Here is a 13,611-nt window from a genome sequence, read left to right as displayed (position 1 = left end):
CGTGATTCTCCCTCAGTAGGCGAACGACAGCACATCATCGCCGTCGTCGGTGATCGTGGGTTTGGATTTGGGCGCCGCGAGCTCCGGCATCGCCGAGGCGACTCCGCCCTTGACATAGGTCGTCAGCAGCCGCAGCTCCACGACCATGAGCACCCCGTACACGAGGGTCAGGCTGATCAGTGAGAACAGCAGCATTGCGGGTGTGACCTCGGGTGAGAGCGCCGCCTGGGTGTACATGAACACACCGTCGAGCTGGGCGGGGTTCGGGGCCACGACGAAGGGCTGACGGCCCATCTCGGTGAAGATCCATCCTGCCGAGTTCGCGATGAACGGTGCCGTGATGGCCAGGACGAAGCCCCGACTGAGCCATTTCGACTGCGGAACCGTGCCCTTGCGAGAGAGCCAGAGTCCGATCGCGCAGACACCGGCGGCGAGAGCACCGAAGCCGATCATCATGCGGAATCCCCAGTAGGTGACGATCATGATCGGCTGGTAGTCGATCGGCTCACCGGCGTGTTCGCCGTATCTCGGGTCATCGGGGATATGGGTGCCGTAGCGCTCCTGGTATTCCGGGAGCAGGGTCGTCACGCCGTGGACCGGGGTGTCGAAGTCGCCGTTGGCGAGGAAGGACAGCAACCCGGGGATCTCGAAGATGTTCTGGACGCCGTCGCAGTCGTTCGACGCCGGGTCGGCGATGGTGAGGACGGAGAATTCGGTGCCGTCGTGGCAGGCCGCCTCGGCGGAGGCCATCTTCATCGGCTGCTGTTCGAACATCAGCTTCGCCTGGACGTCACCGGTGATGGAGACTCCGGCGAAGGCGATGATGCCGACGATGGCGCCGATGCGCAGCGACTTGATCCACACCGTGTGGTCGGCCGCGTCGCGCCCGGGCAGTTCGGGTGTGGACCCGACGATGACCTTGCCGTCGGCGCCGACGGTGTCGATGCCGTCCTTGCGTCGATGGTAGAGGTGGTACCAGGAGATGCCGAGCAGGAACGAACCGCCGACGGCCAGGGCACCGAAGAGCGTGTGCGTATAGGCCGCGATGGCGGTGTTGTTGCCGAGCACGGCCCACACATCGGTCATCACCGGTCGACCGTCGACGAGTTCGACGCCGACGGGGTGCTGCATCCACGAGTTCGCGACGATGATGAAGTAGGCCGAGATCCACGATCCGATGACCGCGCACCACAGCGCCCCGAGGTGGACGGCCCGGTGCAGCCGGCCCCAGCCGAAGACCCAGAGGCCGATGAACGTCGATTCGAGGAAGAAGGCGAGAAGCGCCTCGAGAGCCAAGGGCGCGCCGAAGACATCGCCGACGAAGCGGGAGTACTCGCTCCAGGCCATGCCGAACTGGAATTCCTGGACGAGGCCGGTGGCCACACCCATGATGAAGTTGATGAGGAAGAGTTTGCCGAAGAACTTCGTGCTCCGCAGGTAGACCTCGTTGCCTGTGCGGTGGTAGATCGTCTGCAGGATCGCGACGAGCATCCCGAGCCCCAGCGTCAGCGGCACCATCCAGAAGTGGTAGACCGTGGTGATTCCGAATTGCCATCGTCCGATGAGGACCGGGTCCAATTCCATGGGCTCTCCGTTCAGGTTCGGCAATGTTTCTACGCTGCGTAGAATTCTACACTCCGTAGAACCGGCACCGTCACCGTTTCGTCATTCAAGATTCCCTGTACCAAGTATGCCCCTCCCCTGCCGCGGGAGACCAGTGTCGACCAGCGGGCGCCACACAGCCGCCTGCCTGGAATTCGACAGACTGTAGAGATATACTCTTGTTGTACTGGCCGACGAAGAAGACTGAGGACTTAAGAACTGTGGGAACACTGGGTGAACTCGAACGCAGCGTCATGGACGCCATCTGGGTCCATGACGACGGATTGAGTGCCGCCGAGCTCCGCGACGTACTCTCGGATCGAGAGCTCGCTCTGACGACGGTCCATACTGTCCTCTCCCGCCTGGAGAAGAAGGGCTTCGTCACTCGCGACCGGAGCATTCGCCCGCATCGCTACCTCGCGGTATCCACTCGCGAAGACCACGTGGCGGAGCTGATGACCGAGATGCTCTCGCAGGCCCCGGACCGTCAGGCCGTCCTCGCACGCTTCCTCGGCACCGTCACGGAAGCCGACACCAAGGCGCTGCGCAACCTGCTCGGACGCAATCACTCGACGCAGTCCTGACCCAGATCGGTCACCTCAATGACCATCGTGGGCTTGATTCTGGCCGTGCTGGCGTTTCTGCTGGCATGGCCGATTCCTGCGGCTCTCGCGTGCTTTCGCGGTGATCCGATCTCGGAAGTCGTCCTCTGGCAGGCTGTCGGCCTCTCCGGTGGGCTGTCCCTCATCGGAGCCGCACTCGCTTTCGCCGTTGCTCCCGGAACGACCAGTCTGCCTCAGGGACTCCTCGAACTGCTGCGCGGTGAAACCCATACTCAGCTTTCGCTGGTGGCATGGGTCTTCCTCATCATCGCCGTCCTCCTCATCGGCCGACTGCTCGGCTGCCTGGTTCTGACCTTCTATTCGGCGAGGAAGGCGCGCTTGCGCCACGATGAGATCCTCCACCTGCTCAGCGAGCCCTCGGCGACCTACCCCGATACGCGGATCATCAGCACCGACGAAGTGGTCGCCTACTGTCTGCCGAAAGGACCGCGGAAGGGCACGGCTGTGCTCTCCACCGGCCTGATCAAGGCCCTGGATGAGAACGAACGCACCGCGGTCATCGCGCACGAGCGGGCGCATCTGGACTTCCGGCACGACGTGCTCGTCATTCCCTTCGCCGCTTGGCACCGCGCTCTGCCCTACTTCTCTGCCACGGCGATCGGTCTCAACTCGGTGAATCGGCTCATCGAGCTCATGGCCGATGATCAGGCACGAGAGCGCGTGGATCCGCAGATCCTCGCTCAGGCCGTGCAGTCGGCGGCGGAGATGAACCCCGAGCACCGCGGTGGCCTCTCGGCACAGCGCATCCGCAGGCTCTCCCATCCCTTGGACTCGACACGGATCCCCGTGCGGCTGATGTCGATCGGATTGGCCGCAGTGCTGCTGCTCGTCCCGACCCTTCTCATCCTCACGCCCGCTGCCTTCGGCATCTGATTACGGGCGCGGGCGATCGTCCGCGACGGCGGGCGGACAGCGGCGGTTCAGCTGTCGATGCGCTCGGCGTCGAGGACGGCGGCACCGGAGACGATGAATTCCTTGCGCGGCCCCACGGAGGAGCCCATGAGGAGTTCGAACGTGTTCTCCGCCGCCTCGGCGTCGGCCATCGTCACTCGCCGCAGCGTGCGCATCCCCGGGTCCATCGTCGTCTCGGCCAGCTGGTCGGCGTCCATCTCCCCCAGGCCCTTGTAGCGCTGGATCGGCTCCTTGTACACCTTCTTCTGCTTCTCGAGCTTCTTCAGCAGAGCATGCAGCTCGGCCTCCGAGTAGGTGTAGACGACGTCATTCGGGGTGCCGCGCTTCGTGACGACCTCCACCCGGTGCAGCGGCGGCACGGCTGCGAAGACCCGCCCCTGCTCGACCAGCGGCTTCATGTACCGGAAGAAGAGGGTGAGCAGCAGAGTGCGGATGTGCGCCCCGTCGACGTCGGCATCGGTCATGATGATCACTCGTCCGTACCGGGCCGACTCGAGGTCGAAGCTGCGTCCGGAGCCGGCACCGATGACCTGGATGAGGGCCGAGCATTCGACGTTGGCGAGCATGTCCGCCAGGGTCGCCTTCTGCACGTTGAGGATCTTTCCGCGGATGGGGAACAGTGCCTGATGGTCGGAGTTCCGTGCGGCCTTGGCGGTGCCCATCGCCGAATCGCCTTCGACGATGAACAGTTCGGTGTTCTCCACTCCGTTGTCGCGGCAGTCATAGAGCTTCGCCGGCAGCGAGGAGGCCTCCAGCGCGGTCTTGCGGCGCTGGTTCTCCTTGTGGGTGCGAGCGGAGATGCGCGACTTCATCTCCGCGACGACCTTCTCCAAGAGGACCGCGGCCTGCTGCTTCTCCGCCCGCTTCGTCGACGAGAGCACATCGCCGAGCTGGGATTCGACGGTCTTGGCAACGATCTGCCGAACTGCGGCCGTGCCGAGGACCTCCTTGGTCTGGCCCTCGAACTGGGGCTCGGCCAGCTGCACGGTGACCACAGCGGTGAGCCCGGCCATGACATCGTCTTTTTCGAGTTTGTCCTTGCCGACCTTGAGTTTCCGCGCATTGGCCTCGACGGCCTTGCGCATCGCCTTCAGGCAGGCCTGTTCGAACCCCGCGAGGTGGGTGCCGCCGTGCGGCGTGGCCACGACGTTGACGAAGGTCTTGAGCTTCGTGTCATAGCCGGTACCCCAGCGCAGTGCGATGTCGATGCCGACCTCGCGTTCGACCTCCTTGGATTCGAGGTGCCCCGAGGCGTCGAGCACCGGCACCGTTTCCTTGAAGGTGCCCGTGTTCTGCAGCCGCCACGTGTCGGTGATCGGCGGGTCGATGGAGAGATGGTCGACGAACTCCGTGATGCCGCCGTCGAACTTGAAGATCTCCTCGCGCTCGGCGATGACGGCACCGGTCTCGTCTCGGGCGACACCGCGACGGTCGACGATGCGGATCTCGAGCCCGGGAACGAGGAAAGCGGTCTGCCGAGCTCGTTCGACGAGGTGCTGATAGTCGAACTGGGCCTTGGCCAGGAAGATCTGCGGATCCGCCCAGTACTGCACACGCGTGCCGGTGACACCGCGCTTGGCCTTGCCGACGACGTCGAGACCCGTCGGCTCGTGGAACTCTTCGAAGGGGTTGTCCGGACTCGTGGTCCCGGCGGAGTCGTCGAAACGACCGGGCACACCACGCCGGAAAGACATCTTGTGGACCTTCGACCCGCGCGTGACCTCGACGTCGAGGCGTGCGGACAGGGCGTTGACGACTGAGGCGCCGACGCCGTGGAGGCCACCGGAGGCCGCATAGGAGGATCCGCCGAATTTGCCGCCGGCGTGGAGCTTGGTCATGACGACCTCGACTCCGGTCAGTCCGGTCTTCGGTTCGATGTCGACGGGGATGCCGCGGCCCTGGTCGGTGACGGCGACCGATCCGTCGGGGGCGAGTTCGATGAGGATGCCGGATCCGTGCCCGCCGAGAGCCTCATCGACGGAGTTGTCGATGATCTCCCACAGGCAGTGCATGAGACCGCGGGAGTCGGTCGTGCCGATGTACATTCCCGGGCGTTTGCGCACCGCCTCGAGACCGGACAGGACCGACAGATGTCTGGCGCCGTAGCTTTCGTCTTCCACAGATTTCCTCTCGTTCGATTAAATTCTAATCGTTGCGGGCTCTGCGCCCTATTCCCTGCGGGCCGTGTCGAGATGAGTTTCGCTCATTTCCGGTGCGCGACCGGGTTCGGCTGAGACAATGGGGCTCATGCGTCGTCGCCTTCTCTCTGCCGCCCTCGTCCTGTCCGCCGCACTCTGCCTGCCCGGTCTCGTCGCCTGCGGGGAGGAGACCACCCCCGGTGCGGACACGACGACCCCGGCATCCGGCACGGCCGCAGCGACCGAACCGGCAGGCGTGCGCACGTCCGGCACCGAGGCCGGGGCCGCCTCGGCGAGTGACCCGGCCGAGGTCGACCTCAGCGGGAAGACGATCGCCGTCGATCCCGGCCACAACGGCGGCAATGCCGCCGCCCCCGCGAAGATCAATCGGGCCGTCCCCGATGGTCGCGGCGGCACGAAGCCGTGCAACACCACGGGCACCTCGACGAACTCGGACTATCCGGAGGCCGACTTCACCTGGGCGGTGGCGAAGAAGCTGCGGCACTCCCTCGAACAGGCTGGGGCGACGGTCGTGCTCAGCCGCAAGGACAACAAGGGGGTGGGGCCGTGCGTGGATGAGCGCGGCACCTTCGCCGATGACGCCGATCTGCTCGTGAGCATCCACGCCAACGGCAGCGAATCGAGTTCGGTCCGGGGCTTCCACATCATCGTGGCCGACCCCGGCGAAGACGAGAAGACCGAGAAGGCCTCCGTCTCTCTGGCGAAGTCGCTGGGCTCGGCGATGGGTGAGACTTTCATCCCGAATCAGGCCTACGGGAAGGATGCGATCAGCCGTCGCCCCGATCTGGCGGGCCTGAACAATGCCTCCGTGCCTGCCGTCATCGTCGAATGCGGGGAGATGCGCAACCCCGCCGAGGCGAAGCTCATGGAGTCGAAGTCCGGGCAGTCGAAATACGCGGCGGCGCTCTTCGACGGCATCGTCGACTGGTTCTGACTTCACGGAGGTCGACGGTCAACAGCTTCTGACTTCACCGAGGTCGCCGGGTTCTGGCTTCGCGAACAGGGCCCTCGGACGCCGAACGCCCCGAGGGGCGTCCCCGGGGCGTGCGGTCTCGTGTGGGCGGGCTCAGCCGCTCATCAGTCGAGGTAGTCGCGCAGCACCTGCGAGCGTGACGGGTGGCGCAGCTTCGCCATCGTCTTCGACTCTATCTGGCGGATGCGTTCACGGGTGACCCCGTAGACCTTGCCGATCTCGTCGAGGGTCTTCGGCTGTCCGTCGTTGAGTCCGAAGCGCATGGACACGACACCGGCTTCGCGCTCGGAGAGCGTGTCGAGGACCGAATGCAGCTGCTCCTGCAGGAGTGTGAAGCTCACCGAGTCCGAGGGCACGACCGCCTCGGAGTCTTCGATGAGGTCGCCGAACTCCGAATCGCCGTCTTCGCCCAGGGGCGTGTGCAGCGAGATGGGCTCACGCCCGTACTTCTGCACCTCGACGACGCGCTCGGGCGTCATGTCGAGTTCCTTCGCGAGCTCTTCCGGGGTCGGTTCGCGTCCGAGATCCTGGAGCATCTGGCGCTGCACACGAGCGAGCTTGTTGATGACCTCGACCATGTGCACGGGAATGCGGATGGTGCGAGCCTGGTCGGCCATGGCGCGGGTGATGGCCTGGCGGATCCACCACGTGGCATAGGTCGAGAATTTGAAGCCCTTGGTGTAGTCGAACTTCTCAACGGCGCGGATGAGGCCCAGGTTGCCTTCCTGGATGAGGTCGAGGAACAGCATGCCGCGTCCGGTGTAGCGCTTGGCCAGGGACACGACGAGGCGGAGGTTGGCTTCGAGGAGGTGGTTCTTCGCGATCCGACCGTCGTGGATGATCCACTTGTAGTCCATCGTCTCGCGCGGATCACTGACCTCACCGGCGTCGAGGAGGTGCTCGGCGTACATGCCGGCCTCGATCCGCTTGGCCAGGTCGACCTCCTCGGCGGCGTTGAGCAGGGCCACCTTGCCGATCTGCTTGAGGTAGTCCTTGACGGGGTCCGCGGTCGCACCTGCGGACACGACCTGCTGTGCAGGAGCGTCTTCCTCGTCGGCGTCGGAGACGATGAAGCCGCCGGCTTCGGCGACGGCTGCGTTCTTCTCCTTCTCCTCCGAGTTCTTCGTCTCGGTCGCCTCCGCGGGGCTCTCCTCGGTGGCGAGTGCGTCCGCGGCCGGCTCGACCTCTTCGGTGGTGTCGATGTCTTCGACGGTCTTCTTCGCCTTGGTCGCCTTCTTCGCGTCCTTGGCTGCGGCCGCCTTCGTGGTGGTCTTCTTCGGTGCCGCGGTCGACTTGGCCGCAGTGGCCTTCGCTGCCGTGGTCTTCGTCGCGGCGGATTTCGCAGCGGCCGGCTTCTTCGTGGCGGTGGTCTTGGCCTGCGCGGCCTTCTCAACCTTCGCCGCGGTCGCCTTCGTCGTCGCCTTCTTCGCTCCGGCGGTGGTCGACGCCTTCGTCGTCTTCTTCGCGGTGGACTTCGACGCCGCAGTGGTCTTGGATCCACCGGTCGAGGTCTTGCCGGCCGTTCCCTCCGACTTCTCTGTCACCGTTGTGGTTTCCTTGTCGACTCTCGGCACGTGTTCACCTTTCGCGAGCGTTGAAACTTCCCCATGCATTCGGACAGTACTAAGACCCAAGTCAAGTGGTCCGAGTACGGTCCGGAGCGAACGCAGAGTCCGCCCATCATGCTATGACTGGGTCAACGCCTAATTTTCGCACGTTATTCCCGGCATTGCGAATCGGGGCTGCGCAAGTCCCGGGCACCGTGCCGACGCTCTGTCTGGGCGAACACCGCGCCCGTCGGTTCTGTTCCCTCTTTCCTCCGCGCCGGTCTGTCGTCGGCGCCGGACTTTCCTGTGCGGCGGTCGCTCCTCCGCGCCGGCTTTCCTCCGCGCTGGTCGTTCCTCCGCGCCGGTGCGCCCGTTCACAGGGGTGCGCCCTCGGTGTCCATGAGCCAGCGCGGCAGGAAGCCCCTCTTCACAGCGTTCGCGATGAGCCCGGCCAGCCCGTGCTCGGGTTCGAGGTCGAGGGCGGCCAGAGCGTAGTTCTCTGCCATCGTCGACCCGCCCAGTGCCCATTCGAACCATGCGATGACCGAATATGCCGTGGCTCGCACCTGGGGGTGACCGACCGGCAGGTATTCCTTGAGGAAGGCGATGGACAGCAGCACATCGCGCGGGTGCGGAGCACGTTCGGAGAGCCCGATGAGCTCCCGCGCCGCGTCGGCCCGGCGACTCGAGTCCCAGCAGAGTTCGCGCAGTCGGTCGCCGTCGGCGTCGAGGACGCGAGCGGGCGGGAAGTCCGGGTGGTCGAAGCTGAGGATCATCTCGAGTGCGTCCCTCGACCATTTCTCGGCGAGGAGGGTGTCTAGGGCCATCACTGTCGGCAGCTCCATGAGGGCCTGCAGCCGGGCGATGTCGAGGGGCTCCTCACCGTCGCGCATCGCGTTCAGGCGGGGATAGAGTTCGGCGAAGATCGTGAAGGCCTCCCCCATGCCCATCCATTCCTCTTCGCGTCCGCGCCTGCTGTCGGCGAAGGCTTCGGCCGACAGCGGAGCGATGACGAGCTCTTCGGGGGCGCTGACCGGATTGGATCCGCCGGCCACAAGTTCCGTCGCACACGCCGAGGTGGTCGCTGCGATCAGGGGTGTGCTGTCGTATCCGTCGTGGTCGATGCGCCCGAATCGGTCCCTGCTCACCCACCAGGCGCTGAGTGTGTCGATCCCTCTGGCGTCGAAGGTTAGTGCCAGCTCGTCGATGGCGGCACGGATGAGGCTGCGATGGACCGCGGCGTATTCGTCGTCCCGGCCGGCGGCGCCGAGGTCGCCGGTCGGTCCGCAGCCGCCGGTCGGTTTGCACTCGTCGACCGGTTCGTAGTCGTCATCGTAGAGAACGAAGAAGATGCCGGTCACTGCGCAGGCGCGGGAGACGAGATCCGCATACCAGGTTCCTCCTTCGGAGATGATCCGCGCCGCGGTCTCCCGGTCGAAGTCGGTACGCAGGGTCGTCGAACTCGTCTGGGTCCCACCGGTCTCGGTGCCGACGATGAGCGCCACGAGACTGCGGCGAGGCGTGTAGCCGAGAGTGTGGGGGATGATTCCGATGATGTCTTCTGGTGAGCGGGCTGGTGTTCTCATGATCTGTCCTCGCCTGTTGTGTCCTCGTTGTGGTCTGGCAGTGTGGTCCGAGCTCGATGGTGCGGTCCGAACTCGTTGGTGCGGTCGAGCTTCCACTCCATCCGATCGGCTCTGCCGACGACCAGACCTCTTCCCGTGGCTGTGGACAGCGGGAAGCGATCCACAGGCCCCCGGTGTCCGAGTCGCGGCCTTCGTCCCCACGCGGATTCGGACCGAATTGCCACGCGGGCTCCACTGACATACAAGTGAGGGGTGGCGAAGAGACGGATTTACACAGCACCGGGGTCCCAAGTGGTCGACATCTCGACGGGGACGGCCCGCCTGGAGAAGCTCGACGGGGAGGCCGATTCCTATGTCCTCCACGTCAATGGCGTTCCCTCGTCGTCGATCACCCTCAGTGATCCCACCCGCCTGGACTTCGAGTACCTCGACTGGATGCGCCGCGCGATCGACGTCGTCCTCCCCGCCGGGTCTCTGCGGGCCGCGCATATCGGTGCGGCCGGCTGCGCGCTCGCGCGTGCGCTCGACGCGACGCGGCCGGGATCGAAGCAGACGGCGATCGACATCGACGCGGCGCTGCTCGGCTTCGTACGCGAGTGGTTCGATCTGCCCCGCTCCCCCGCCCTGGCCCTGCGAGCCGGTGACGGGGCCGCGGAGATCGGGACGTTCCGGCCCGACACCCTCGATGTCCTCGTCCGTGACGCCTTCGACCACGATTCGGTGCCCCCGGCCCTGCAGAGCCCAGACTTCTTCGCGTCCTGCGCCGAGGCGGTCAAGGACTCCGGTCTCTATGTCGCCAATGTCCCCGATTCCGGTGACCATGGGGTGCTGAAATCCGAGCTCAATGCTTTGGGGGAGCATTTCGCGCACCTCGCCGCGGCCACGGAACCGGCGATCCTCAAGGGACGTCGGCGCGGCAACGTCGTCGTGCTCGCATCGAACACACCGTTGGATACGGCCGGACTCGACCGCAGTCTGCGGACAGCCGCTTCGGTCGCGACGTTCCTGTCCGGAAAGGGTCTGCGTTCCCGCCTGGGCCTGTGAACTCGTGAGACTCCGACGGCGAACCGGCCCCGTTGCGGTCCTGACCACCCGTCCTGGTGGGGAATGTGAGGTACGCCCCGATCCGAAATGACCCTGCGACTACAGACACCGAGGAAAGTTCGGCATAATTGAATGCCGACCCAAGAAGGTGAGATGACCGAAACTTCAGAAATTCGCGTCGAGCAGGCCAAGCTCGACGAGCTCTATGCCCGACTCGATGAGCTGCGGGAGGAGACGACAGCGCGCCTCGGAACCGTGAGGATCTCCGAGGTCGGAGGCAACCACCAGCACCGCACCGAACGTGATGCCTTCGCCACCCTGTACGAAGATCAGCTCATCCGCCTCGACGGCGCCGAGGAGGGACTGTGCTTCGGTCGCCTCGACCTCGTCGACGAGGACGACCCCACCTACATCGGCCGCATCGGTCTCACCGATGCGCAGCGTCAGCAGATCCTCATCGACTGGAGAGCACCGGCCGCGGAGCGTTTCTACCAGTCGACCGCGGCCACCCCCGAAGGCGTCGCCCGCCGCCGTCACCTCGTGACCGCCAACCGGAAGGTCACCGGGATCGAGGACGATGTGCTCGACATCGAGGCCCTCGACGATGATCAGCGGTCGAACCTGCAGGGCGAAGGAGCCCTGCTGGCGGCTCTGTCCAGTCATCGCACCGGCCGGATGGGCGATATCGTCGCCACCATCCAGGCCGAGCAGGACGCCATCATCCGCCGGCCGCTCTCCGGCCTCCTCGTCGTCCAAGGCGGTCCGGGCACGGGGAAGACCGCGGTCGCCCTCCACCGTGCCGCGTTCCTCCTCTACCGCCACCGAGAGAGGATCGCCAAGTCGGGTGTCCTCCTCGTGGGTCCGTCGACGGTGTTCCTCAAGTACATCGAGAAGGTGCTGCCCAGCCTCGGCGAGACCGGAGCCGTCCTCCTCACCCCCGGTCAGCTCTACCCCGGACTCGACACCGATGCCACCGACGATCCGGCGGTCGCGGAGATCAAGGGCCGCGGCGTCATGGCCACGATCCTGAAGAATCACATCGCGAACTATCAGCGGATGCCCGAGCACGACGAGGAGCTGCGCGTCGGTTCGCACACCATCGTGCTGCGACGCAAGGACGTCCGGTCGGCCCGCGACCGAGCACAGCGCAGCGGAGATGCGCACAACGCGGCTCGCACGGGATTCGTCACCGGTCTGCTGAAGATCCTCGCCGAGGATCTCGCCCGCGAGATGGGCCTCGATGCCGCCGGTGAGCGCCTGCCCGAGCTGTTGGAGGAGCTGAGGTCGAGCGTCGACGTCCGTCGTGCCCTCAATCTCGCCTGGTTCCCCATCGGTCCCGCCGGTGCGCTGCGCGCCCTGCTGGGCAAACCGCACAAGCTGCGTGCCGCCGCCGGCAGGCTCCTCACCCCGGCCGAGCAGTCGACCCTGCTCGAGCACCGTCAGCAGGAATTCACCGTCGAGGATGTCCCGCTGCTCGATGAGCTGGCCGAACTCCTCGGCTCCAGCCCGCAGCAGACCCAGGCCCGCGACGATGCGGCCCGCGACTACGCCGAGGCCGTCGTGGATATGACCGAGACCGGCGGAATGGTCACCGCTGAGATGCTCGCCGAACGGTGGGAGGAGCAGGGTCCGACGATGACCCTGGCCGAACGCGCTCTGGAGGACCGAGAGTGGACGTACGGTCACCTCGTCGTCGATGAGGCCCAGGAGCTCTCCCCCATGCAGTGGCGGGTGCTCTTCCGCAGGGTTCCTTCGAAATCGGCGACCGTCGTCGGTGACCTCGCGCAGTCTTCGCAGGTCGACAACGCCCGCACCTGGTCCTCGATCCTCTCCGAGTTCGTCGGAGACCGCTTCGCTCTCCAGGTGCTCACGGTCTCCTACCGCACCCCGCAGTCGGTGATGGATCTGGCCAACCGATACCTCCACCGTCATTTCCCGCAGCTCGAGCTCGTCGAATCGGTGCGTCAGGGAGGTGTCGACCCCCGCCTGGATACCTTCGCCGACGAAACCGAGGTCCTCGATGCCCTGGTGACCACGACCGCTGAGGAAGTGGCTGCCGCAGAAGGCGGAAAGATCGCCGTCATCGCTCCGTCGGAGCTCATCGACCCCATCGCCGAGGTGCTCGCGGACTTCGACTTCGGACGTTCGGTCACCGGCCTCGACCATCAGATCGCCCTCATCACCCCGCAGCAGGCCAAGGGCCTCGAGTTCGACTCGGTGATCATCGTCGAACCCGGTTCCATCGCTCCTGCCGGCAGCGAAACCGGCATCGGCGGGCTCTATGTGGCACTGACGAGGACCACGGAGCGTCTGCGCGTCCTCGCCTCGGCGACCACGGAACTCGTCGAGCTCTTCGCCGCTGAATCCGTGCGCCGCGCCGGCTGATCAGCACCGAATCGGCTTCGGCCCCGTCCGAGTCGAACAGCCCGGTCTCACACGTGGGCGTTTCGACTCGGACGGGGCCGTTGCTGTACGCGCTCTTCGGCCTCAGACCCGCCGTTTCCGTGAGCGTGAATGTGAAAGGCCGCTTGGGTTCGGCTTCCCCTCCGAACCGCAAGCGGCCGCGCGCCGTAGCGCGCACTGTCAATACTACACAACTATTTATGCACCGCGGTACTCGAGACGAAGATTTCCGCAGGGATTTTTCAACGGTCTCAGGATCCGGTCAGTCCGCGAAATCCTCCGGGGTCGGTTCCCGGGTCTGGCCGGCCTGCAGAAGCGCATCGGCACGCAGCGAATCGATCGCGGCTTCGAAGTCTTCGAGCGAGTCGAACCCCTGATAGACGCTGGCGAAGCGCAGGTAGGCGACCTGGTCGAGCTCGCGCAGCGGATCGAGGATGGACAGTCCCACCTCGTCGGCATCGATCTCGGCGATGCCCTTCGAGCGGATGTTCTCCTCGACCTTCTGCGCCAGCTTCGCAAGATCATCGTCGCTGACCGGTCGGCCCTGGCAGGCCTTGCGCACGCCCGACATGATCTTCTGCCGCGAGAACTCCTCGGTGACCCCGGAGCGTTTGATCACCGACAGACTCGTGGCCTCCATCGTGGTGAAGCGGCGACCGCAGTGGCGGCATTGTCGCCGTCTGCGGATCGCTGCGCCGTCTTCGCTGGTCCTCGAGTCGACGACGCGGGAATCGGACTCACGGCAGAACGGACAACGCATCT

10 protein-coding genes are annotated in these 13,611 nt (G+C 65.5%); 5 read left to right on the top strand and 5 right to left on the bottom strand.

Features of this window, described 5'->3' with window-relative positions; translation table 11 throughout:
• Positions 1 to 12: 12 nt before the first annotated feature.
• Entirely contained in the window at positions 13 to 1,578 is a 1,566-nt protein-coding gene (locus ACQE2J_RS08970; RefSeq protein WP_425119631.1) for a cytochrome ubiquinol oxidase subunit I, read from the bottom strand.
• A gap of 245 nt (positions 1,579 to 1,823) precedes the next feature.
• On the opposite strand from ACQE2J_RS08970, the gene ACQE2J_RS08965 reads away from it, so the two are divergent.
• Together ACQE2J_RS08965 and ACQE2J_RS08960 are read left to right on the top strand one after the other, a co-directional pair.
• Positions 1,824 to 2,186 (top strand): BlaI/MecI/CopY family transcriptional regulator, encoded by a 363-nt coding sequence (locus ACQE2J_RS08965; protein WP_135541270.1) that lies wholly within the window; start codon positions 1,824 to 1,826, stop codon positions 2,184 to 2,186.
• 18 nt (positions 2,187 to 2,204) lie between these two features.
• Complete coding sequence (locus ACQE2J_RS08960) at positions 2,205 to 3,098, top strand: M56 family metallopeptidase (protein ID WP_425119601.1); 894 nt, start codon at positions 2,205 to 2,207, stop codon at positions 3,096 to 3,098.
• 47 nt (positions 3,099 to 3,145) lie between these two features.
• Here ACQE2J_RS08960 and ACQE2J_RS08955 read toward each other — a convergent pair whose 3' ends face one another.
• Positions 3,146 to 5,257 (bottom strand): DNA gyrase/topoisomerase IV subunit B, encoded by a 2,112-nt coding sequence (locus ACQE2J_RS08955; protein WP_135541274.1) that lies wholly within the window; start codon positions 5,255 to 5,257, stop codon positions 3,146 to 3,148.
• A 127-nt stretch (positions 5,258 to 5,384) separates the two neighbouring features.
• Between ACQE2J_RS08955 and ACQE2J_RS08950 the strand changes: the two genes are divergently transcribed.
• A complete protein-coding gene (locus tag ACQE2J_RS08950) occupies positions 5,385 to 6,230 on the top strand; it encodes an N-acetylmuramoyl-L-alanine amidase (protein WP_425119602.1) in 846 nt (281 codons plus the stop codon).
• 143 nt (positions 6,231 to 6,373) lie between these two features.
• On the opposite strand, the gene ACQE2J_RS08945 is transcribed toward ACQE2J_RS08950, so the two are convergent.
• Positions 6,374 to 7,882, bottom strand: coding sequence for an RNA polymerase sigma factor (locus ACQE2J_RS08945; RefSeq protein WP_426937466.1), 1,509 nt, complete (start codon positions 7,880 to 7,882; stop codon positions 6,374 to 6,376).
• Positions 7,883 to 8,190: 308 nt separating this feature from the next.
• Positions 8,191 to 9,402 (bottom strand): DUF4192 family protein, encoded by a 1,212-nt coding sequence (locus ACQE2J_RS08940; RefSeq protein WP_426937465.1) that lies wholly within the window; start codon positions 9,400 to 9,402, stop codon positions 8,191 to 8,193.
• A 291-nt stretch (positions 9,403 to 9,693) separates the two neighbouring features.
• Between ACQE2J_RS08940 and ACQE2J_RS08935 the strand changes: the two genes are divergently transcribed.
• Together ACQE2J_RS08935 and ACQE2J_RS08930 are read left to right on the top strand one after the other, a co-directional pair.
• A complete protein-coding gene (locus ACQE2J_RS08935) occupies positions 9,694 to 10,446 on the top strand; it encodes a spermidine synthase (RefSeq protein ID WP_426937464.1) in 753 nt (250 codons plus the stop codon).
• A 153-nt stretch (positions 10,447 to 10,599) separates the two neighbouring features.
• A complete protein-coding gene (locus ACQE2J_RS08930; RefSeq protein ID WP_426937463.1) occupies positions 10,600 to 12,831 on the top strand; it encodes a HelD family protein in 2,232 nt (743 codons plus the stop codon).
• Positions 12,832 to 13,111: 280 nt separating this feature from the next.
• Here ACQE2J_RS08930 and nrdR read toward each other — a convergent pair whose 3' ends face one another.
• Positions 13,112 to 13,609, bottom strand: a complete 498-nt coding sequence (gene nrdR / locus ACQE2J_RS08925) for a transcriptional regulator NrdR (RefSeq protein WP_135541286.1) — start codon at positions 13,607 to 13,609, stop codon at positions 13,112 to 13,114.
• Positions 13,610 to 13,611: the final 2 nt, after the last annotated feature.

Source organism: Brevibacterium sp. LE-L (genome assembly GCF_050214925.1).
In the GTDB taxonomy this organism is placed as follows: Bacteria; Actinomycetota; Actinomycetes; order Actinomycetales; family Brevibacteriaceae; genus Brevibacterium.
This window is presented reverse-complemented; position numbering and strand designations above follow the sequence as displayed.